Origin of the sequence: Palleronia rufa, assembly GCF_000743715.1 — a bacterium.
GTDB lineage: Bacteria > Pseudomonadota > Alphaproteobacteria > Rhodobacterales > Rhodobacteraceae > Palleronia > Palleronia rufa.
This window is the reverse complement of sequence record NZ_JQEY01000001.1, coordinates 322,296-341,666: the sequence shown is the minus strand read 5'-3', so window position 1 is coordinate 341,666 and position 19,371 is coordinate 322,296. Positions and strand designations below refer to the sequence as shown.

Below are 19,371 nucleotides of genomic sequence, written 5' to 3'. Positions count from 1 at the left end.
GCTTTTCTGAAGCTGTCGTTCGACGGGCGTCTGAGCATCACGATCCCCGGTTGTGGATGACAAATTGCATGATCGAAGCGCCGAGAGTGGATGCGGCCGCGGCTTTCGCGTCCATTGAAGCTTTCGGCATCTGTTTTTCGACGATATCCTGCGCACGCGCCAGGCACTGCGTGGCGAGGTCCGAACCGGATCTCAAGAGCGCTTTGTCCGGATCGTTCGACGCACTCATCACGCCGCCTCCTTCTTGCGGGTCGTGCGCTGCTCGATGCGCTTCTCGTGGTCGCCCTGCACCAGCCGGTGCACGTAGACGCCGGGCAGGTGGATGGTGTCCGGATCGAGGCTGCCGCGGGGCACGATCTCCTCGACCTCGGCGACGCAGACCTTGCCGCACATGGCCGCGGGCACGTTGAAGTTGCGCGCGGTCTTGCGGAACACCAGGTTGCCGGTGTCGTCGGCCTTCCACGCCTTGACGATGGCCAGATCCGCGAAGATGCCGCGTTCCAGGATGTAGGTCTCGGTGCTGCCGTCGGGCCCCTCGAACTCCTTGTGTTCCTTGCCTTCCGCGATCTGCGTGCCGACGCCGGTCTTGGTATAGAAGCCGGGGATGCCGGCGCCCCCCGCACGCATCCGTTCGGCCAGGGTGCCCTGCGGGTTGAACTCGACCTCCAGCTCGCCGTCCAGAAACTGCCGCATGAACTCCGCGTTCTCGCCCACATAGGACGACATCATCTTCTTGACCTGCTTGCTGGCCAGCAGGATGCCGATGCCGAAATCGTCCACGCCGGCGTTGTTGGAGGCGAAGGTCAGGTCCCTGACGCCGCTCTTGCGGATCGCGTCGAGCAAAAGCTCGGGGATGCCGCACAGCCCGAACCCGCCCGCGGCGATGAGCATGTCGTCGCGCAAGAGCCCGTCGAGCGCGGCCTCCGCTGTGTCGTGGATCTTCTGCATGGACCGGCCTCTTTTCGTCAGATGAGGCATGTATCGGCGCGGTCGGCGTGACAGTCAACGCGTGCGAGCGGTATCGGCGCTGCGGCCGGAGCCGCCGCCGTAACGGGCCGGCGCCGGCCGCCCCGTCAGGCGGTCTTCTTGCCCGTGGCGGCCGGCGTCTTTTTCGGCGCGGCTTTCTTTTTCGGCGCGGTCTTTTTCTTGGCGGGCTTCTTGGCGGCGGGCTTCTTCTTGCCGGCCTTTTCCGCACGCTCGTCCAGAAGCTGCACCGCCTGGTCCATGCTCAGGCTCTCGGGCTCGATCGTGTCCGGAATCGTGGCGTTGATCTTCTCCCATTTCACGTAAGGCCCGTACTTGCCCTTCATCACGTTCACCGGCCCCCCGGCCGCGGGGTGCTCCCCCAGTTCGCGCAGCGGCTTGGCCGCGGCGCCGCGCCCCCCGCGGGACGCGGCCTTTTCGGCCAGAAGCTGCACCGCGCGGTTCATGCCCACGGTCCAGACGTCCTCCAGCCCTTCCAGATTGGCGTTGGTGCCGCCCTTGTGGGACGTGCTTTCGGCGTGTTTCAGGTACGGCCCGTACCGCCCGATATTGGCCCAGACGGGCACGCCGTCCTCCGGGTGGGGGCCGACCTCGCGCGGGAGCGCCAGCAGCCGCACCGCCTGCTCCAGCGTCAGATCCTCGGGCGGCCATTCCTTGGGGACGGACTGGCGGGGCGGCTTCTTGTCGTCCTCGGTCACCTCGCCGCGCTGGACATAGGGTCCGAACCGGCCCTTGTGGATCCAGATCTTGTCGCCCTGGTCCTCGCCCAGCAGCTTGCCCTCCGGCGGGATCGCGCTGGCCTCTGCCTCCGGGTCCGGCGGGCCGAAGGGCCGCGTGTACTTGCATTCGGGGTAGTTGGAGCAGCCGATGAAGGCGCCCCCGGACCGCGCCGTGCGCATGGAGAGCCGCCCCGCGCCGCAGTTCGGGCACAGCCGCGGGTCCGTCCCGTCGGGGGTGGGCGGGAACAGATGCGGCTCCAGCACCTCGTTGATCTTTTCCAGCACCTCGGTGATCCGCAGGTCCGACGTCTCCGCGATCGCGGCGGAGAAATCGCGCCAGAACCGCGCCAGCAGCTTCTTCCAGTCCTCGTCTCCGGCGGACACATGGTCGAGGCTGTCCTCCAGATCGGCGGTGAAGTCGTATTCCACGTAGCGGCGGAAGTAGTTCTCCAGGAACGCCGTCACCAGCCGACCCTTGTCCTCCGGGATCAGCCGGTTCTTGTCCTTGCGCACGTAGCCGCGGTCCTGGATCGTCGTGACGATCGAGGCATAGGTGGACGGCCGCCCGATGCCCAGTTCCTCCATCCGCTTGACCAGCGTCGCCTCGGTGTAGCGGGGCGGCGGCTGGGTGTGGTGCTGGAGCGCCAGGACCGCGCCGTTGTCGCTGATCTGCGCGGTCTCCGCGCGGGCGTGGTCGTCCTTCAGCGCGCCGTCGGAGAACGCCGTGGCGTCGCCGCGCGCGATCTGCGGCAGGCGGTTGTCGTCCTCATCCGCCGCCGGCTCGTCGCGCCCTTCCTCGTAGACCTTGAGGAACCCGTCGAACAGGATCACCTGTCCCGTGGCGCGCAGGCCCACGTTGCCGCCCGCATCGGCGATCTCGACCGTGGTGCGTTCCAGCCGCGCGGCCTCCATCTGGCTGGCCAGCGTGCGCTTCCAGATCAGGTCGTAGAGCTTGCGCTGGTCGGCGTCCCTGATGCCCAGGCTCTCGGTATCGGCGGCCATCTCCGTGGGGCGGATGCACTCATGCGCCTCCTGCGCGTTCTTGGCCTTGTTCTTGTAGATCCGCGCGCTTCCGGGAACGTATTCGGCGCCGTAGCGGTCCTTGATCGCGGCCCGCGCGCCCGCGACGGCCTCGGGGGCCATGTCGATGCCGTCGGTGCGCATGTAGGTGATGTGCCCGGCCTCGTAGAGTCGCTGGGCGGCGGACATGGTCTGGCGCGCGCCCATGCCGAACTTGCGGCTGGCCTCCTGCTGCAGGGTCGAGGTCATGAACGGCGGCGACGGGTTGCGGCTGCCCGGCTTGGCCTCGACGCTCTGGACGCCGAGCTTGCGGGTGGCCACGGCGCTCAGCGCCATTTCGGCCTGGGTGGCGTCGGCCAGGTCGAACCGGTCGAGCTTGCGGCCCGCCAGCGTGGTCAGCCGGGCCTCGAACTCCTGTCCGCGGGGGGTCAGCAGGCGGGCGCGGATCGACCAGTACTCGCGCGGGCGGAACGCCTCGATCTCCATCTCGCGTTCGACGATCAGGCGCAGGCAGACGGACTGGACGCGGCCGGCGGATTTCGCGCCCGGCAGCTTGCGCCACAGCACCGGCGACAGGTTGAACCCCACCAGATAGTCCAGCGCGCGGCGGGCGAGATACGCCTCGACCAGCGGCGCGTCGACCTGGCGCGGGTTCTTCATCGCCTCGGTCACGGCCGATTTGGTGATCGCGTTGAACACCACCCGGCTGACCGGCGTATCGGCCTTGAGGATCCTGCGGTTGCGCAGCGTCTCCTGGAGGTGCCATGAGATCGCCTCGCCCTCGCGGTCGGGGTCGGTGGCGAGGATCAGCTCGCCGTCGGCCTTCAGCGCGTCGGCGATGGCCTTGACGTGCTTCTTGGAGTCGCTGCCGACCTCCCATTCCATGTGGAAGTCGTTCTCCGGATCGACAGAGCCGTTCTTGGGCGGCAGGTCCCGGACGTGCCCGTAAGAGGCAAGGACCGTATAGCCGGGTCCCAGATACTTGTTGATTGTCTTGGCCTTGGCAGGCGATTCGACGACGACGACCGGCATGGGACTCCCTTCGGGCTGCGTGTCGCAGGCGGGGCTAGATGTGGGAGCGGGGCAGGTGTTGTCAATCGGGTCCGGCGGCGGAACCGGGTTTCAGCCCGCACCGGACAGCCGCAGGAACCCGCCCGGATCCCGCGCCACCAGCCCGTCGAGCTCCAGCCGGGTCAGCGCCGGAGAGATCGCCGATGCCGGCAGCCCCATGTCGTGAAACAGCGCGTCCTGGGGCGTCGGCGCGGGCGACAGCCGGTCCAGGATCATGCGGTGGACCTGCGCCGTCTCCGCCAGGCCCAAGGCCCCCCCGGGGGTTGCGGACGGGGCTGCGGACGGGGCCACGGAGGGTGCGGGACAGATTGCCCGGTCCGCCCCCTCCGGCCCTGCGGGGACGGCGTCCAGCACGTCGGCGGCGCCGCGCACCAGGATCGCGCCGTCGCGGATCAGCATGTTGCCGCCGGAGGCGCGCGGGTCGAACGGGTGGCCGGGTACGGCCAGGACGTCGCGGCCCAGGTCCAGCGCCTCCCGCGCGGTGATGAGAGAGCCCGACTTCGCCGCCGCCTCGACCACGACGAGGGCCGGGCACAGCCCCGCGATCAGCCGGTTGCGGCGCGGAAAATGCCGCGCCTGCGGGCGCATCCCCATGGGCTGGTCGCTGACCAGGCAGCCGGTTTCGGCGATCCGCCGGGCCAGCCCCTCGTTCTCTGTCGGGTAGATGACATCGACCCCGCCGGCCATGACGGCGACGGTGCCGCCGGCCAGGGCCGCGTCGTGGCAGGCGGTGTCGATCCCGCGCGCCAGGCCCGACACGATCACCCGCCCGGCCCCCGCCAGCCCGCGGGCCATGCCGCGCGCCATGCGCAGCCCCAGCGACGACGCGTTGCGCGCCCCGACCATGGCGATGGCCGGGCGGCGCAGCACGGCCGGATCGCCCACCACCCACAACAGCGGCGGCGGGTCCGGCATCTCTGCCAGCCAGGGCGGGTAGTCCTGCGTGCCGTGGGCCAGCGGGGCCGCACCGGCGCGGCGGGCGCGGGCGAATTCGTCGCGGGCGTCGTCGCGCGAGCAGACGCGGTAGTCGCGGCTTCCGGCGTCGCGCGCGATGCCCGGCAGGGCCGCCAGGGCGGCGCCCGCGGTGCCGTATTCTGCCAGAAGTCTGTGGAAGGTCGCCGGTCCGACGCGGCGTGAGCGCAAGAGACGAAGCCGGTCCAGCCAATCGTCCGAAGTGGGGTGTGGGGTGAGGGGGGAATCGGAAGATCCTGGCTTCACGTGTCGTCCCGTCTCCGTCTCTTGCACGATCACATTGCCACCGGGACTGTGAATTTTGCGTTAACGTGCGCCATGGTTTTCGCGCGGTTAAGCTTACCCTTTGATAAACCGCCCCATTCCGCATCGTGCTGCGGCGCGCGCCCGCGATGGGCGCGGCCCCGCGCGGCGACTCACCCCCCCCCCCCCCCCCCCCGCGGCCGGCCGCGGGCGGGCCTCGGTCCGGACCGCCCGCCCCGCGCGGGGCGGCCCGCCGCGGCCTATGCCGCCGATCCGCCCACCGTCAGCCCGCCGATCAGCAGCGTCGGCTGGCCCACGCCCACCGGCACCCACTGGCCCGCCTTGCCGCAGTTGCCGATGCCCGGGTCCAGCGCCATGTCGGTGCCGATGGCGCGGATCCGGCCCAGCGCGGTCGCCCCGTCGCCGATCAGCGTGGCCCCCTTGACCGGCGCGCCGAGTACCCCGTTCCGCACCCGGTACGCTTCCGTACAGGAGAACACGAACTTGCCGTTGGTGATGTCCACCTGCCCGCCGCCGAAGCCCACCGCGTAGATGCCGTTCTCGACCCCCGCGACGATGCTGGCCGGATCCTCGGGTCCCGCCAGCATGTAGGTGTTGGTCATCCGCGGCATCGGCGGGTGGGCGTAGCTCTGGCGCCGGCCGTTGCCGGTGGCCTCCACCCCCATCAGCCGCGCGTTCTGGCGGTCCTGCATGTAGCCCACCAGCACCCCGTCCTCGATCAGCGTGTTGCGCGCCGACGGCGTGCCCTCGTCGTCGAAGGTGATCGACCCGCGCCGGTCGGGCAGGGTGCCGTCGTCCAGCACGGTGACGCCGGGGGCCGCGATGCGCTGTCCCATCAGCCCGGCGAAGGCCGAGGACCTCTTGCGGTTGAAATCGCCCTCCAGCCCGTGGCCGATGGCCTCGTGCAGCAGGATGCCGGGCCAGCCCGGGCCCAGCGCCACGTCCATGACACCGGCCGGGGCGGCCTCGGCCCGCAGGTTCACCAGCGCGATGCGCAGCGCCTCGCGGGTGACGCCCTGCCAGTGGTCGCGCGCCATCAGCGGCAGGAGCCGGGTGCGCCCGCCGCCGCCCGACGATCCCTGCTCGCGGCGGCCGCTCTCTTCGACGATGACGCTGACGTTGAGCCGGGTCATCGGGCGGATGTCGCGGAAGATGCGCCCGTCGGGGCGCAGGATCTCGACCTCCTGGATCGACGCGGCCAGCGACGCGGTGACCTGCACCACGCGGGGGTCCAGATCGCGGGCGAAGGCGTCGATCTCGCGCACGGTGTCGAGCTTGGCGGCGAAGGGCGCGTCGGACATCGGGTCCGCGTCGGTGTAGAGGTGGCGGTTGGTGGCCGCCGGCGCCTCCGCCAGCGTGCCGCCGCCGTCGCCCACCGCCAGGCGGGCGGTGTCGGCGGCGCGCATCAGCGCGGCGGCCGACAGTTCGGTGGAATGGGCGTAGCCCGACACTTCTCCGCGGACGGCGCGCAGGCCGAACCCCTCGGTCGCGTCGTAAGAGGCGCTGCGCACCCGGCCGTCGTCGAACACGATCCCTTCGGACCGGCGCCGCTCGAAAAAGACCTCGCCATCCTCGGCCCCGTCCGTGGCCCGTCGCAGGGCTTTCAGCGCGGCTGCCTCGTCGATGCGGGTCTCGAGCGGGCGGAAGGGGGCGTCTGGCATGGGATCTCCGGGGATTGCGGCACGCGCTACAGGTAGGAGGCGGGCGGCCGGGAATCCATAAGGCGCGTTCAAGGTGGCACTAAGCCGCAACGCCGCGACTTGCCGTCATGGCCGCGATATGGTTCTAAGCGATGAGTTTCCTACGGACCGGGTCCGCGCGGGGTCGATCGCCGCGCATGTCCGGGTCCGGCCAGAGCCGAACAGGACCATCCGATGCGCGCACGCCACCTTCTCACCGCCATGTTCCCGCTCGTCGCCGCCCCGGCCGCCGCGCAGGAGGGCAATCCGATCGGCGACCTTCCGATCCTCGGCGCCCCGAAGCCCGGCGGGATCGACTTCCAGAACGCCGCCACCAAGATCGCGGAGGATCTGCAATGGCTCGACGGGATGGTGCTCATCATCATCACCGCCATCACGATCTTCGTCATCGGGCTGCTTGGCGTCGTTTTGGTGCGCTACAACCGCCGCGCCAACCCGGAGCCAAAGGCCTTCACCCACAACACACCGGTTGAGATCGCGTGGACCATCGTGCCCATCGTGATCCTGATCTTCATCGGCGCCTTCTCCCTGCCGGTCCTGTTCGAGCAGCAGGAGATCCCGGAGGCGGACGTGACGGTGAAGGCGGTCGGCTACCAGTGGTACTGGGGCTACGAGTATCCCGACAACGACGTGGCCTTCGACAGCTACATGATCGGCTCGCCCGCCACCGGGGGCGACAACCGCCTGACCGACGAGGTGCGCGCGCAGCTTCAGGAGGCCGGCTATTCGGAGGATGAGTTCAAGCTGGCCACCGACACCGCCATGGTCGTGCCGGTCAACAGCACGGTGGTGGTGCAGGTGACGGGGGCCGACGTGATCCACTCCTGGACCGTTCCGGCCTTCGGCGTGAAGCAGGACGGCATCCCGGGCCGTCTGGCCGAACTGTGGTTCGAGGCCAAGGAAGAGGGCGTCTATTTCGGCCAGTGCTCCGAGCTCTGCGGGATCTCCCACGCCTTCATGCCGATCACCGTGAAGGTGGTGAGCCAGCAGGAGTATGAGGCCTGGCTCGACTGGGCCATCGCCGAATACGGCGGCACACCGCGCCAGGTGGCCGACGCCGCCGCCGCCGCCGCGCAGCAGGGCGACGGCACCGAAGGCCAGGGCGGACTGACCGCCGCCGGGGACGCCGGGGACGGATCGTCCGGCGACGCCGCCGGGACGGGTGGCGACACGCAGGCGCCCGAAGGCGGGGACGCTGGCGCAGTGGCCCCCGCCGACGGGGACGGCGCGGAGCAACCCGCCGCCCGGCTGGTGCCGGACGAGGGTGAGACCGAGGGCGAGGCCGGCGGCAACTGAGCCGCCCCGAAGCAGGGGACCGCAGGATGACCGACGTCACGACCGCCATGGACGACGCGTACGAAGCCCAGTTCGGCGATTACTTCGCCCTGCTGAAACCGCGCGTGATGACGCTGGTCGTGTTCACCGCCCTTGTGGGGATGCTGGTCGCGCCGGTGCTGCCGCACCCGTTCGTCACCCTGTCCGCGATCCTGTTCATCGCCGTGGGCGGCGGCGCCTCCGGGGCGCTGAACATGTGGTGGGACGCCGACATCGACGCGGTGATGAAGCGGACCCGCAAGCGCCCGATTCCGTCGGGCCGGGTCACCGGGCAGGAGGCGCTGGCCATCGGCCTGGCGCTGTCTGGTTTCTCGGTGGCGATGCTGGGGCTGGCGACCAACTGGGCCGCCGCGGCGCTTCTGGCCTTCACCATCTTCTTCTACGTGGTGGTCTATTCCATGTGGCTGAAGCGATCGACGCCGCAGAACATCGTCATCGGCGGGGCCGCCGGGGCCTTTCCGCCGATGATCGGCTGGGTCGCGGCCACCGGGTCGGTCAGCCTGGAATCGGTGCTGATGTTCTCGCTCATCTTTCTGTGGACGCCGCCGCATTTCTGGGCGCTGGCGCTGTTCATGCGCTCCGACTACGACGACGCGGGGGTGCCGATGCTGACGGTCACCCACGGCCGTCCGGCCACGCGCCGCCACATCTTCGCCTATACCGCCGTGCTGGCCGCCTTCGCCGTCTGGCTGGGCTTCACCGCGGCGGGCGGTCCGGTCTATCTGGTGACCGCCGTGGCGCTGAACGCCTGGTTCCTCAAGGGCGCGTGGGAGATCCTGCGCCGGGACGAGGGCATGGCCGAGGCCGACAACTACAGGGCCGAAAAGGCGTTCTTCCGCTTCTCTCTGCTCTATCTCTTCGTCCACTTCGGCGCGCTTCTGGCCGATGCCGTGCTGCGCACATACGGGGTATTCGCATGATCCGGGCCGAGCATGAACTGCATCGCCGCCGCCGTTCCCGCAATTTCGGGGTCGGGCTGGTCCTGGTCGCGCTCATCGGCGTGGTGTTCGGGCTGACGGTGGTCAAGGTCAGGCAACTGGGTGAGATGCAGGCCTTCGACAGCGTGGTGCGGCCGGAAATCCTGCCCGGCGAAAGGGATGAGAAATGACCAGAATGGACGGCAAGACCAAGACCCTGCTCTCGACCCTGGGGGTGATCGTGTTCATGGGCGCCATGGCCTGGGCGGCGGTGCCGATCTACACCTGGTTCTGCCAGGTCACGGGGTATGGCGGCACGACCAACACCGCCACCGCCGGCTCCGACACCGTGCTGGACCGCACCATCAAGATCCGCTTCGACGCGACCACGGAGGCCGGGATGCCGTGGGAGTTCCGCCCCGTGGAGCGTGAGGTCGAACTGAAGATCGGCGAGACCGGCATCGCCTTCTACGAGGCCTACAACCCCACCGACCGCCCCGTCGCGGGGCAGGCCAGCTACAACGTCGCACCCTTCTACGCGGGCGAGTTCTTCACCAAGATCGACTGCTTCTGCTTCACCGAACAGGTGCTCCAGCCCGGTGAGCGGGTGCAGATGCCGTTGACCTACTACGTCGATCCCGCCATCGTCGACGACCGCGACGCGAAGTTTGTGAAACACATCACGCTGTCCTACACGTTCTATGAGATCGACCTGCCCGAAGACGACCGGCAGGCGGCGCTCGGGACCAACTGAAAAGACCACCTTCGAGGGACGAAATGGCGCACGAAAAGAACCACGACTACCACATCCTGCCCCCGTCGCTGCATCCGCTGGTGGCGGCAGTGGGCGCGTTCGTCATGCTGTTCGGCGCGGTCCTGTGGATGAAGGGCATCACCCTCTACATGTTCTTCATCGGCCTTGCCATCGTGCTCTACGCGATGGTCGCCTGGTGGTCCGACGTGATCCAGGAATCGAACGTCGGCGACCACACGCCGGTGGTCCGCATCGGCCTGCGCTACGGCTTCATCATGTTCATCATGTCAGAGGTCATGTTCTTCGCCGCCTGGTTCTGGTCGTTCTTCAAGCACGCCATGTACCCGATGCAGACCTTCTCCGAAGGCCAGTGGCCGCCCCCGTCGATCGAGACCTTCGACCCCTGGCACCTGCCGCTCATCAACACGCTGATCCTGCTCTGCTCGGGCGCGGCGGCGACCTGGGCGCACCACGCGCTGGTGCATGAGAACAACCGCAAGGACCTGGCCAACGGCATCATCATCGCGGTGCTGCTGGGCCTGCTCTTCACCACGTTCCAGGCCTACGAATACTCCGAGGCGGCGTTCGGCTTCTCGGGCAACATCTACGGCGCCAATTTCTTCATGGCCACGGGCTTCCACGGCGCCCATGTCATCATCGGCACGATCTTCCTCTTCGTGTGCTACCTGCGCGTCCGCGCCGGCCATTTCACCCCCGAAAAGCACATCGGGTTCGAGGCCGCGGCCTGGTACTGGCACTTCGTGGACGTGGTCTGGCTGTTCCTCTTCGCCTCCATCTACATCTGGGGGTCCTGACCCCACGCACCCGGTGATCGGCGTCCCGGGGCGGCGCGGCGTGCCGGCCCGCCCCATTCGGAGAGTTGCCATGCGGTGGATCGGTCTGGCGGTGATCGGGCTGGGCGGCCTTGCCCTGCTGCTGGCGCTGGGCGCCTGGCAGGTCCAGCGCCTGACCTGGAAGACCGCCCTGCTGGAGGAGATCCGCGCCGGCATCGCCGCGGACCCTGTGCCGCTTCCGGCCGCGCCGGACCCGCAGACCGACCGCTACCTGCCGGTCCGGGCGGCCGGGCGCACCACCGGGGCAGAGCTTCACGTCCTGACCTCCAGCGCCGAGACCGGCCCGGGCTACCGCGTCGTCGCCCCGTTCGAGACCGGCGGGCGGCGCGTGCTTCTCGACCTCGGGTTCATCCGCACCGCCGACAAGACGCCCTCTCGCGGCGCGCTCGGCCTGACGGTCCTGGGCAACCTCGACTGGCCGCGGGAGACCGACGGCTTCACCCCGGCGCCGGAGCGCGACCGCAACATCTGGTTCGCCCGCGACGTCGCCCTCATGTCCGACGCGCTGGGCACGGAGCCGGTGCTGATCGTCGCCCGCGACCTCAACCCCCCGGTACCCGGCGTCACGCCGCTCCCGGTGTCGCCGCAGGGCATCCCCAACGACCACCTGGGCTATGCGATCACCTGGTTCTCGCTCGCGGCGCTCTGGGCGGGGATGACAGGGTTCCTCGGCTGGCGTATGGCCTCCCGGACCGATTGAGGACAGCGATGCAGTACCATTCCACCCGCGGCACGGCGCCCGCGCTCGGCTTCGAGGACGCGATGCTGGCGGGTCTGGCCCGCGACGGCGGCCTCTACGTGCCGGCAGAGATCCCGCGGATGGACGCCGCCGCCATCGCCGACCTCGCCGGGCGGCCCTACGAAGAGATCGTGCTGCGCGTTATCCGGCCCTTCACCGGCATGGCGGAGTCGCGGCTGTCGGACCTGATCGGCCGCGCCTATGCCGGGTTCGGCCACGACGCCCGCGCGCCGCTGGTCCAGCTCGGCCCGAACCACTTCCTGCTGGAGCTGTTCCACGGGCCGACGCTGGCCTTCAAGGACTTCGCCATGCAGCTGATCGGCCAGCTCTTCCAGGACGCGATGCGCCGGCGGGGCCAGCGGATCACCATCGTCGGCGCCACCTCCGGCGACACCGGATCGGCGGCGATAGAGGCGTTCCGCGGCCTCGACAACGTCGAGTGCTTCATCCTCTTTCCCCACGGCCGCGTCTCGGACGTGCAGCGCCGGCAGATGACCACCCCGGCCGAATCCAACGTCCACGCACTGGCCATGGACGGCGATTTCGACGATTGCCAGGCCGCGGTGAAGGAGATGTTCGGCGACGGCGCGTTCCGCGACCGGGTGGGGCTGACGGCGGTCAACTCCATCAACTGGGCGCGGGTGCTGGCGCAGGTGGTCTATTACGTCTCCGCCGCCGTCAGCCTCGGCGCGCCGCACCGCGCCGTCGGCTTCACGGTGCCCACCGGCAATTTCGGTGACATCTTCGCGGGCGACATCGCGCGGCGCATGGGCCTGCCCATCGACCGGCTGGTGATCGCCACCAACCGCAACGACATCCTGCACCGCACCATCCTCACCGGCGACCACCGCAAGGAGGGGGTCGAACCCACCATCAGCCCCTCCATGGACATCCAGGTCAGCTCCAACTTCGAGCGGGCGCTCTACATGGCCTACGGGCGCGACGGGCGCGCCGTGGCCCAGCTCATGGATGAGCTGAAGTCCGACGGCGGGTTCGCCGTCAGCCAGGGCGCGCTGGGATCCCTGCGCGACACCTACGCCTCCGGCCGCGCGTCGGAGGAAGAGACCCGCGCCACCATCCGCGACATGCACCGCCGCACCGGCCAGACGCTCTGCCCCCATACGGCGGTCGGCGTGAAGGTGGCCGAGGAGCACATCGGCGCCAGCCCCATGGTCACGCTGGCCACCGCCCATCCGGCGAAGTTTCCCGACGCGGTCGAGGCCGCCACCGGCCAGCGCCCGGCGCTGCCGCCGCGCATGGCGGACCTCTTCGACCGGCCCGAACGGGTGACGCGCGTCGCCAACGACATCCCCGCCCTCCAGTCCCTGATCGAGGACCGCATCGCTTGACCGTCCACCTCCACACCCTGCCCAACGGCCTGCGCGTCGTGACAGAGCACATGCCCGGCCTCGAAAGCGCCAGCGTCGGCGTCTGGGTCACCGCCGGCGGCCGCCACGAACGCGCCGAACAGAACGGCATCGCGCATTTCCTCGAACACATGGCGTTCAAGGGCACGGCGCGGCGCAGCGCCCTGCAGATCGCCGAAGAGATCGAGGACGTGGGCGGCTATATCAACGCCTACACCAGCCGCGAGATGACGGCCTATTACGCCCGCGTGCTGAAGGCCGACGTGCCGCTGGCGCTCGACGTGATCTCGGACATCGTGCTGAACCCCGTGTTCGACCCCCGCGAGATAGAGATCGAGCGCGGCGTGATCCTGCAGGAGATCGGCCAGACGCTCGACACGCCCGACGACATCGTGTTCGACTGGCTGCAAGAGGCCGCCTATCCCGGCCAGCCCATCGGCCGGTCGATCCTGGGCCCCTCCGAGCGGGTCGAACATTTCTCCCGCGCCGATCTGTCCGGCTTCGTGGCCGAACGCTACGGGCCCGGGGATCTGATCCTGGCCGCCGCCGGTGCCGTCGATCACGACGCCATCGTGCGCTTCGCCGAAGCCGCCTTCGGCGCCATGGTCCCGCGGGAGACCCTTCGCGCAGAGCCCGCGCGGTTCATCGGCGGCGAGCGGCGCGAGACCCGGGCGCTCGAACAGGTGCATTTTACACTGGGGTTCGAGGCGCCGTCCTACCGGGACGCCGATTTCTACACCGCCCAGATCCACGCCGGGGCGCTGGGCGGCGGCATGTCCTCGCGGTTGTTCCAGGAACTCAGGGAACGCCGCGGCCTGTGCTATTCGATCTTCAGCCAGGCGGGCGCCTATGACGACAGCGGCATGATGACCGTCTATGCCGGCACCTCCGCCGAAGAGATCGCCGGGCTGGCGCGGGTCACCGTGGATGAGGTCCGGCGCGCCGCCGACGCCTTTTCGACGGCCGAGATCGAGCGCGCCCGCGCCCAGCTCAAGGCCGGTCTGCTGATGGGTCTGGAAAGCGCCTCCAGCCGGGCCGAGCGGCTGGCGCGGCTGCTGTCGATCTGGGGCCGGATCCCGGCCCTGGAAGAGACCGTCGCCAGGATGGAGGCGGTGACGGTGGACGACGTGCGCCGCTACGGCGCGGCGCTGGCCTCCGGCGGGCGGGTCGCCATGGCGCTCTACGGGCCGGTGGACGGCGCACCGGGTCTCGAAGAGCTCGGCGCCCGGCTCGCGGCCTGATGCGGCTGCTGCGCCGGGGGTTCCGGATCGAGACGGACCGGATGACCCTGCGCCCGCCCGAACATTCCGACTTCCGCGCCTGGACCGACCTGCGCCGGGCCTCCCGCGCGTTCCTCCAGCCGTGGGAGCCGACCTGGGCCGCCGATCACCTGTCGCGCAAGAGCTTCACCAACCGCGTCTACTGGGCGCAGCGGTCGGTGCGCGGCGAAACCGCGCTGCCGCTGTTCATGTTCCGCCGCGACACCGGCGACCTGCTGGGCGCCATCACGCTCGACAACATCCGCCGCGGACCGGCGCAATCGGGCACGCTGGGCTACTGGACCGGAGAGGCGCACGCCCGCCACGGCTACATGCGCGAGGCGATCGAGGGCGTCGTCCACCACGCCTTCCACCGGCTCGACCTCAGCCGGATCGAGGCCGCCTGCCTGCCGGAGAACGCCGCCTCCCGCGCGGTGCTGGAACGCTCCGCCTTCAAGTACGAGGGGGTCGCCCAGAGCTACCTGCAGATCGCCGGACGCTGGCGCACCCATGTGCTCTATTCCAACCTCAGGTCGGACCGGCGCGGCCGCACCGGTGCCGGCTGACCCTGCGACACCGCGGGCCCACGCGGATGTGGCGGCACGGCGCGCTTCGCGCTAGGATCGGCGCGGGAGGGTCCGCCATGACCAGTCGCCTCACGCCCGTCGCCGCCCTTGCCCTCTGGGCGCTCGCCCTGCCGGCCGCCGCGCAGGAGCGCCAGAGCCACTGCATCGCCATCGCCGAATCCGCCCCGGGGCTGACCTACCTGCAGCAGGCCGACTGGCGCGCCCCGCTGGAGGATTACACCGTCCGGCTCAGCTATCTCGACCATTCGATGTTCCTGATCCAGGCGCCCGACGGCACCACCGCCGTGACCGACTACAACGGCTTTCTCGGCAGCGTCGATTTCGTCCCCGACATCGCCACCATGAACTACGCCCATTCCTCGCACTGGACGCTCCGGCCCGATCCGCGGATCCCCAACGTGCTGGAAGGCTGGGGCGACGGAGAGACCCCGGCCCGGCACCGCCTGGAGCTGGGCGACATGTTCGTGCGCAACGTCGCCACCGACATCCGCTCGGGCATGGGCGGGGTCGAGAAATTCGGCAACTCCATCTTCGTGTTCGAGGCGGCGGGCCTGTGCATCGGCCATCTGGGCCATCTCCACCACGAACCCGATGAGGCGCAATACGCCGCGCTCGGCCGGCTCGACGTGGTGATGGCGGCGGTGGACGGCGGCATGACCGTCGACCTGCCGACGATGATCCGCGTGCTGGGGCGGCTGAAATCGTCGGTCGTCATCCCGATGCACTGGTTCGCAACGCCGACGCTGGGACGGTTCCTGGACGGCATCTCCAAGGACTTCACCGTCGAGATGCGCGACGAAAGCTCTCTGGAAATCAGCCTGCGGACCCTGCCGGACCGGCCCACGGTCATCGCGCTCCGGCCCGCGTTCCTGCGCGCGGAATGACCGCTCCCTGGCTGGACGATCTGGCCGGCGTCCTGTCGGACGGCGCCCTGCGCCAGGCGGGCCCGGCCTATCTGACCGAACCGCGCGGCACCTGGGCGGGCAGCGCCGGTGCCGTGGTCGCCCCCCGCGACACCGCAGAGGTCGCCCGCGTGATCCGCTTCGCCGGCGAGAGGCGCATCGCCGTGGTGCCCTGGGGCGGCGGCACCGGGCTGGTCGGCGGCCAGACCATGCCCGACGCCGCCCCCATCCTGCTGTCGCTGGAGCGCATGACCGCGATCCGCGCCGTCCACCCGGCCGAAAACGTCATGGTGGCAGAGGCGGGCTGCATCCTGGCCGACATTCAGAACGCCGCCGCCGACGCCGGCCTGCTGTTTCCACTGTCGCTCGCCTCGGAGGGCACGGCGCGGATCGGCGGGTGCCTGGCCACCAACGCCGGCGGGGTGAACGTGCTGCGCTACGGCAACGCGCGCGAGCTCTGCCTGGGGCTGGAGGCGGTGCTCCCGTCGGGAGAGATCCTGCACGGGCTGAAGCGGCTCAGGAAGGACAACACCGGCTACGACCTGCGCGGCCTGCTGATCGGGGCGGAGGGCACGCTGGGCGTCATCACCGCCGCGGCCCTCAGGCTGCATCCGGTCCCGGCGCGCGCCGGCACGGCGATGCTGGCGGTGCGCGACCCCGGGGCCGCGCTGGACCTGTTGTCCATGGCGCAGGCGGGGGGCGGGGTCTCGGCCTTCGAGCTGATGTCGGGGCAGGGGATGCGGTTCCTGGCGGAGACGGGCCTGCCGGTCCGGCTGCCCTTCGATGCGGCGCCGGACTGGTCGGTGCTGCTGGAGCTCGGCCTCGGCCCGGGCGAGGATCCGCAGACCCGGCTGGAGGATCTCTTCGCCGAAGGCCACGGCGCCGGCCTGGTCAGCGACGGCGTGATCGCCCAGAGCGAGGCCCAGCGGCGCGATCTCTGGGCCGTGCGAGAGACCATCCCGGAGGCCAACAGGCGCATCGGCGCGATCGTCTCCAACGACATCTCCCTGCCGCTCTCAACGATCCCCGATTTCATCGCGCGCTGCTCGGCCAGGCTGCGCGCGGAGACGGACCTGCGCATCAATTGCTTCGGGCATCTGGGCGACGGAAACCTGCACTACAACCTGTTTCCCGCCGAAGGCCGGCGCACGTCCGACGAGCAGGGCCGGGCGGCCGACCTGCGCGCCATCGTGGACGAGGAGGTGGCCGCCCGCGACGGCTCATTCTCGGCCGAACACGGCATCGGGCGGCTCAAGGTGGCCGAACTGGAGCGCTATGGCGACCCGGCCGGGCTGACGGCGATGCGCGCGATCAAGTCCGCCCTCGACCCCCTGGCCATCATGAACCCCGGCGCGGTCCTGCGCTGATTTTCGTTCCGAAAATCGGCCTCACCGCAGGAAATTCGGCCGCAGGCTCATCTTCCGGCGGCGCTCCGCGGGAAGGTGCCGGTTCAGCCGCCGGGATGCCTTCCCGAACAGCGCCGCGATGCAGAGCGTCAGACCGATGAAGTACAGCGCCAGGATCGGATAGGGCACGAAGGGGTTGAACGTCCTGTCGGCGAAATAGCTGGCGTAATAGAGCGCGTCGCCGCGCTGCTGCCAGGCCGGAAACCCGGTGAAGAAGACCAGCGTGGTGGCGTGGAACAGAAAGATCGCCTCGTTCGTATAGGCCGGCCAGGCCAGGCGCAGCATGGTCGGAAAGGTGATCCGCCGGAACCTGGTCCAGCCGGTAAGCCCGTAGGCCTCCGCCGCCTCCATGTCGCCCCTGGGGATGGCCCTGAGCGCGCCGTAGAAGATCTCGCCGGAATAGGCGGCGGTGTTGAAGAACAGCACCACCAGCGCGCCCGCCCAGGCGGCGGTGAACGGATCGAAGATCGCCGACCGGCCCTTGAGCGACAGGAACACGAAATAGGCAAAGAAGAACTGGATGAAGAGCGGCGAGCCGCGGAAAAGAAAGATGAACCATTCCGACGGCTTGCGCAGCACCGTCCGGCGCGCCGCCTTGCCCATGGCCAGCGCCACGGCCAAAAAGAACCCCATCGACAGGGCCAGCACGCCGAAATAGACGTTCCAGATCATCCCCGACCCGATCAGCACGACCTGCTTGCACAGCGTGAAGTCGTCCCGCGGCAGCAGCCGCTCGCCGATCCCGATCGACCGCAGCGCGTAATCCTGCACCGTGTCCCAGCAGCTCACCGCGCCACCGCCTGGCCAAAGGTCAGCCGCGCCATGAGCCGGTCCAGCGCGATCTCCGACACCCGCGTGAGCCCCAGGTAGAACACCAGCAGCGCCAGGAAATACCACATCCGCCAGTCGCCATGGGGGTAGTCGGTGAACTGCGGCGTCTTGGTGCCGCCGAGCTCTCGCGCCCAGTAGACGACGTCCTCGATCCCCAGCAGGAACAGCAGCGGCGTCGCCTTGATGAGCACCATCCACAGGTTCGACAGCCCCGGCAGCGCATAGACCCACATCTGCGGCACGACGATGCGGCGGAAGGCCTGCGCGCGGCTCATCCCGTAGGCTTCCGCGGTCTCGATCTGGGCGCGCGGCACGGCCATCATCGCGCCGTGAAGCACATTGGCCGCGAAGGCGCCGAAGACGATGGCAAAGGTGACCACGGCGATGGCGAAGCCATAGACCTCATGGACCCATTGCGGCGCGTTCGAGGACGGCATCTTGGCCGCCGCGCAGACCACGAAATCGGATCCCTGCCGCACCGGCAGCGTCCAGTCCGGGCACAGCGCCTGGTGGCGGACCCATTCGATGCCCTGGTCCAGCGCGATGACGAAGAAGAGGAAGAAGGCGATGTCGGGCACGCCCCGGACGATGGCGATATAGGCCCGGCCCAGCCAGCGGACCGGCAGCACGCGCGCGCGCGCCGCGATCGCCCCGCCGAACCCGAACAACAGCGCCGTGGGCGCGGTCACGGCCAGCAGCAGCAGCACCGTCCCGAACGACCCGTAGAACGCCAGGTGCTTGCCCGTGGTCAGGTAGCAGCCCAGCCAGGCCAGGCCGTCGAGCGTCGCGGGGTCGGTGCAGACCGGGATGGGCTGGCTCCTTCACGCGGCGGATGCCGCGCGGCGCGGCGGTCCGGAGGGGCGGAAGGCGCGCGCCGGGCCGTGCCGGCCGCGCGCGCCGGTTGCTCAGAACGTGTCGGCGTCGGGAAACCACTTCTCGATCAGCGTGTTGAGGGATCCGTCGTCCTTCATGGACTGGATCGCCGCGTTCAGCGTCTCCTTCAGCTCGGTATCGCTTTCGCGCAGCCCCACACCGATCCCGTCGTCGAGTTTGACCGCATCCCCGACAAAGGACAGCTCGGCGTCGTTCTCCACGATCGGCACCAGGAACGCCCGGTCGGCCAGCACCGCGTCGGCCTCGCCGTTGCGGACCGCGGCGACGGTTTCCTCCGGCGTCGCGAACTCGACCAGCGTGGCGCCATCCATCGTGGCGACGTGGCTGGCCTGGACCGTGCCCGTCTGCGCCGCGATCACGGCGCCGGACAGGTCCACCTCGCCCATGGCGGCGAAGGCGGAGGAGGCGGGCGGGATGTAGGGCTGGGTGAAGTCGATGACCTCGTCGCGCTGGTCGTTGATCGCCATCCCGGCGATGATCGTGTCGTAATTGCCCGACACCAGGTTGGGGATGATCGAATCCCAGTCGTTGGTGACCCATTCGCAGGTCAGCTCGGCGCGGGCGCAGAGCTCGTCGCCCACCTCGCGCTCGAAACCGGCGACCTCGCCATCGTCGTTGAGGAAGTTGTACGGCGGATAGGCGCCTTCGGTGCCCATGCGGATGGTCGCGCCGTGCTCGGCCGCCATGGCCACGCCGGCGGTGAGAACCAGCGCCGAGGCGCAGAGGATCGGAAATCTCATGTCAGTCTCCCTGTCAGGACAGTCGCGCGATCTTTGCGGCCGCGTCGCCGGGACAG

At 69.6% G+C, this 19,371-nt stretch carries 18 protein-coding genes and 1 pseudogene; 11 read left to right on the top strand and 8 right to left on the bottom strand.

All coding sequences use genetic code 11. From position 1 onward, the window contains the following. Positions 1 to 37: 37 nt before the first annotated feature. The 5 genes from KW83_RS01660 to tldD form a co-directional block, all read right to left on the bottom strand. The gene (locus KW83_RS01660) at positions 38 to 229 is read right to left on the bottom strand and encodes a hypothetical protein (RefSeq protein WP_036173534.1); all 192 of its coding nucleotides are present in this window, start codon (positions 227 to 229) and stop codon (positions 38 to 40) included. Then, entirely contained in the window at positions 229 to 948 is a 720-nt protein-coding gene (locus KW83_RS01655) for a CoA transferase subunit A (RefSeq protein WP_036173531.1), read from the bottom strand. The genes KW83_RS01660 and KW83_RS01655 overlap by 1 nt, the downstream gene beginning before the upstream one ends. 125 nt (positions 949 to 1,073) lie before the next feature. Beyond that, on the bottom strand, positions 1,074 to 3,755 hold the full coding sequence (gene topA / locus KW83_RS01650; protein ID WP_036173528.1) for a type I DNA topoisomerase: 2,682 nt from the start codon (positions 3,753 to 3,755) through the stop codon (positions 1,074 to 1,076). 90 nt (positions 3,756 to 3,845) lie between these two features. Next, on the bottom strand, positions 3,846 to 5,012 hold the full coding sequence (dprA, locus tag KW83_RS01645; RefSeq protein ID WP_051928115.1) for a DNA-processing protein DprA: 1,167 nt from the start codon (positions 5,010 to 5,012) through the stop codon (positions 3,846 to 3,848). A gap of 257 nt (positions 5,013 to 5,269) precedes the next feature. After that, the gene (gene tldD, locus KW83_RS01640) at positions 5,270 to 6,691 is read right to left on the bottom strand and encodes a metalloprotease TldD (protein ID WP_036173523.1); all 1,422 of its coding nucleotides are present in this window, start codon (positions 6,689 to 6,691) and stop codon (positions 5,270 to 5,272) included. Between the two features lie 213 nt (positions 6,692 to 6,904). Between tldD and coxB the strand changes: the two are divergent. From coxB to KW83_RS01585, 11 genes and pseudogenes are all read left to right on the top strand, one after another. Next, positions 6,905 to 7,768 (top strand): annotated as a pseudogene (coxB, locus tag KW83_RS01635) (cytochrome c oxidase subunit II); the annotation flags it as partial. 284 nt (positions 7,769 to 8,052) lie between these two features. Continuing rightward, positions 8,053 to 8,985 (top strand): heme o synthase, encoded by a 933-nt coding sequence (cyoE, locus tag KW83_RS01630; RefSeq protein ID WP_036173522.1) that lies wholly within the window; start codon positions 8,053 to 8,055, stop codon positions 8,983 to 8,985. Continuing rightward, complete coding sequence (locus tag KW83_RS01625; RefSeq protein WP_036173520.1) at positions 8,982 to 9,173, top strand: hypothetical protein; 192 nt, start codon at positions 8,982 to 8,984, stop codon at positions 9,171 to 9,173. The genes cyoE and KW83_RS01625 overlap by 4 nt, the downstream gene beginning before the upstream one ends. Before the next feature lie 5 nt (positions 9,174 to 9,178). Continuing rightward, positions 9,179 to 9,736 carry a cytochrome c oxidase assembly protein gene (locus tag KW83_RS01620; RefSeq protein ID WP_407667837.1) on the top strand — a complete coding sequence of 186 codons (558 nt, stop codon included), beginning with the start codon at positions 9,179 to 9,181 and terminating at the stop codon, positions 9,734 to 9,736. A gap of 23 nt (positions 9,737 to 9,759) precedes the next feature. Continuing rightward, positions 9,760 to 10,551 carry a cytochrome c oxidase subunit 3 gene (locus KW83_RS01615; protein WP_036173515.1) on the top strand — a complete coding sequence of 264 codons (792 nt, stop codon included), beginning with the start codon at positions 9,760 to 9,762 and terminating at the stop codon, positions 10,549 to 10,551. A 70-nt stretch (positions 10,552 to 10,621) separates the two neighbouring features. Then, the gene (locus KW83_RS01610; RefSeq protein WP_036173512.1) at positions 10,622 to 11,290 is read left to right on the top strand and encodes an SURF1 family protein; all 669 of its coding nucleotides are present in this window, start codon (positions 10,622 to 10,624) and stop codon (positions 11,288 to 11,290) included. Positions 11,291 to 11,298: 8 nt separating this feature from the next. Then, a complete protein-coding gene (gene thrC, locus KW83_RS01605) occupies positions 11,299 to 12,678 on the top strand; it encodes a threonine synthase (protein WP_036173507.1) in 1,380 nt (459 codons plus the stop codon). Then, on the top strand, positions 12,675 to 13,937 hold the full coding sequence (locus KW83_RS01600) for a M16 family metallopeptidase (RefSeq protein ID WP_036173505.1): 1,263 nt from the start codon (positions 12,675 to 12,677) through the stop codon (positions 13,935 to 13,937). Before thrC ends, KW83_RS01600 begins: the two co-directional genes overlap by 4 nt. Continuing rightward, on the top strand, positions 13,937 to 14,521 hold the full coding sequence (locus KW83_RS01595; RefSeq protein WP_036173503.1) for a GNAT family N-acetyltransferase: 585 nt from the start codon (positions 13,937 to 13,939) through the stop codon (positions 14,519 to 14,521). The genes KW83_RS01600 and KW83_RS01595 overlap by 1 nt, the downstream gene beginning before the upstream one ends. A 77-nt stretch (positions 14,522 to 14,598) precedes the next feature. After that, positions 14,599 to 15,426 (top strand): MBL fold metallo-hydrolase, encoded by an 828-nt coding sequence (locus KW83_RS01590; protein ID WP_036173501.1) that lies wholly within the window; start codon positions 14,599 to 14,601, stop codon positions 15,424 to 15,426. Further along, positions 15,423 to 16,811: an FAD-binding oxidoreductase gene (locus KW83_RS01585; RefSeq protein ID WP_036173498.1), complete on the top strand. Its 1,389-nt coding sequence runs from the start codon at positions 15,423 to 15,425 to the stop codon at positions 16,809 to 16,811. Before KW83_RS01590 ends, KW83_RS01585 begins: the two co-directional genes overlap by 4 nt. A gap of 21 nt (positions 16,812 to 16,832) precedes the next feature. Here the strand turns inward: KW83_RS01585 and KW83_RS01580 are convergent, their stop codons facing one another. The 3 genes from KW83_RS01580 to KW83_RS01570 all read right to left on the bottom strand — a co-directional run bounded on the left by KW83_RS01580 (position 16,833) and on the right by KW83_RS01570 (position 19,315). Then, positions 16,833 to 17,639, bottom strand: a complete 807-nt coding sequence (locus tag KW83_RS01580) for an ABC transporter permease (protein WP_036173495.1) — start codon at positions 17,637 to 17,639, stop codon at positions 16,833 to 16,835. Beyond that, positions 17,636 to 18,490, bottom strand: a complete 855-nt coding sequence (locus KW83_RS01575) for an ABC transporter permease (protein WP_081904400.1) — start codon at positions 18,488 to 18,490, stop codon at positions 17,636 to 17,638. Before KW83_RS01575 ends, KW83_RS01580 begins: the two co-directional genes overlap by 4 nt. 96 nt (positions 18,491 to 18,586) lie before the next feature. After that, positions 18,587 to 19,315, bottom strand: a complete 729-nt coding sequence (locus KW83_RS01570) for a transporter substrate-binding domain-containing protein (RefSeq protein ID WP_036173489.1) — start codon at positions 19,313 to 19,315, stop codon at positions 18,587 to 18,589. Positions 19,316 to 19,371 lie beyond the last annotated feature (56 nt).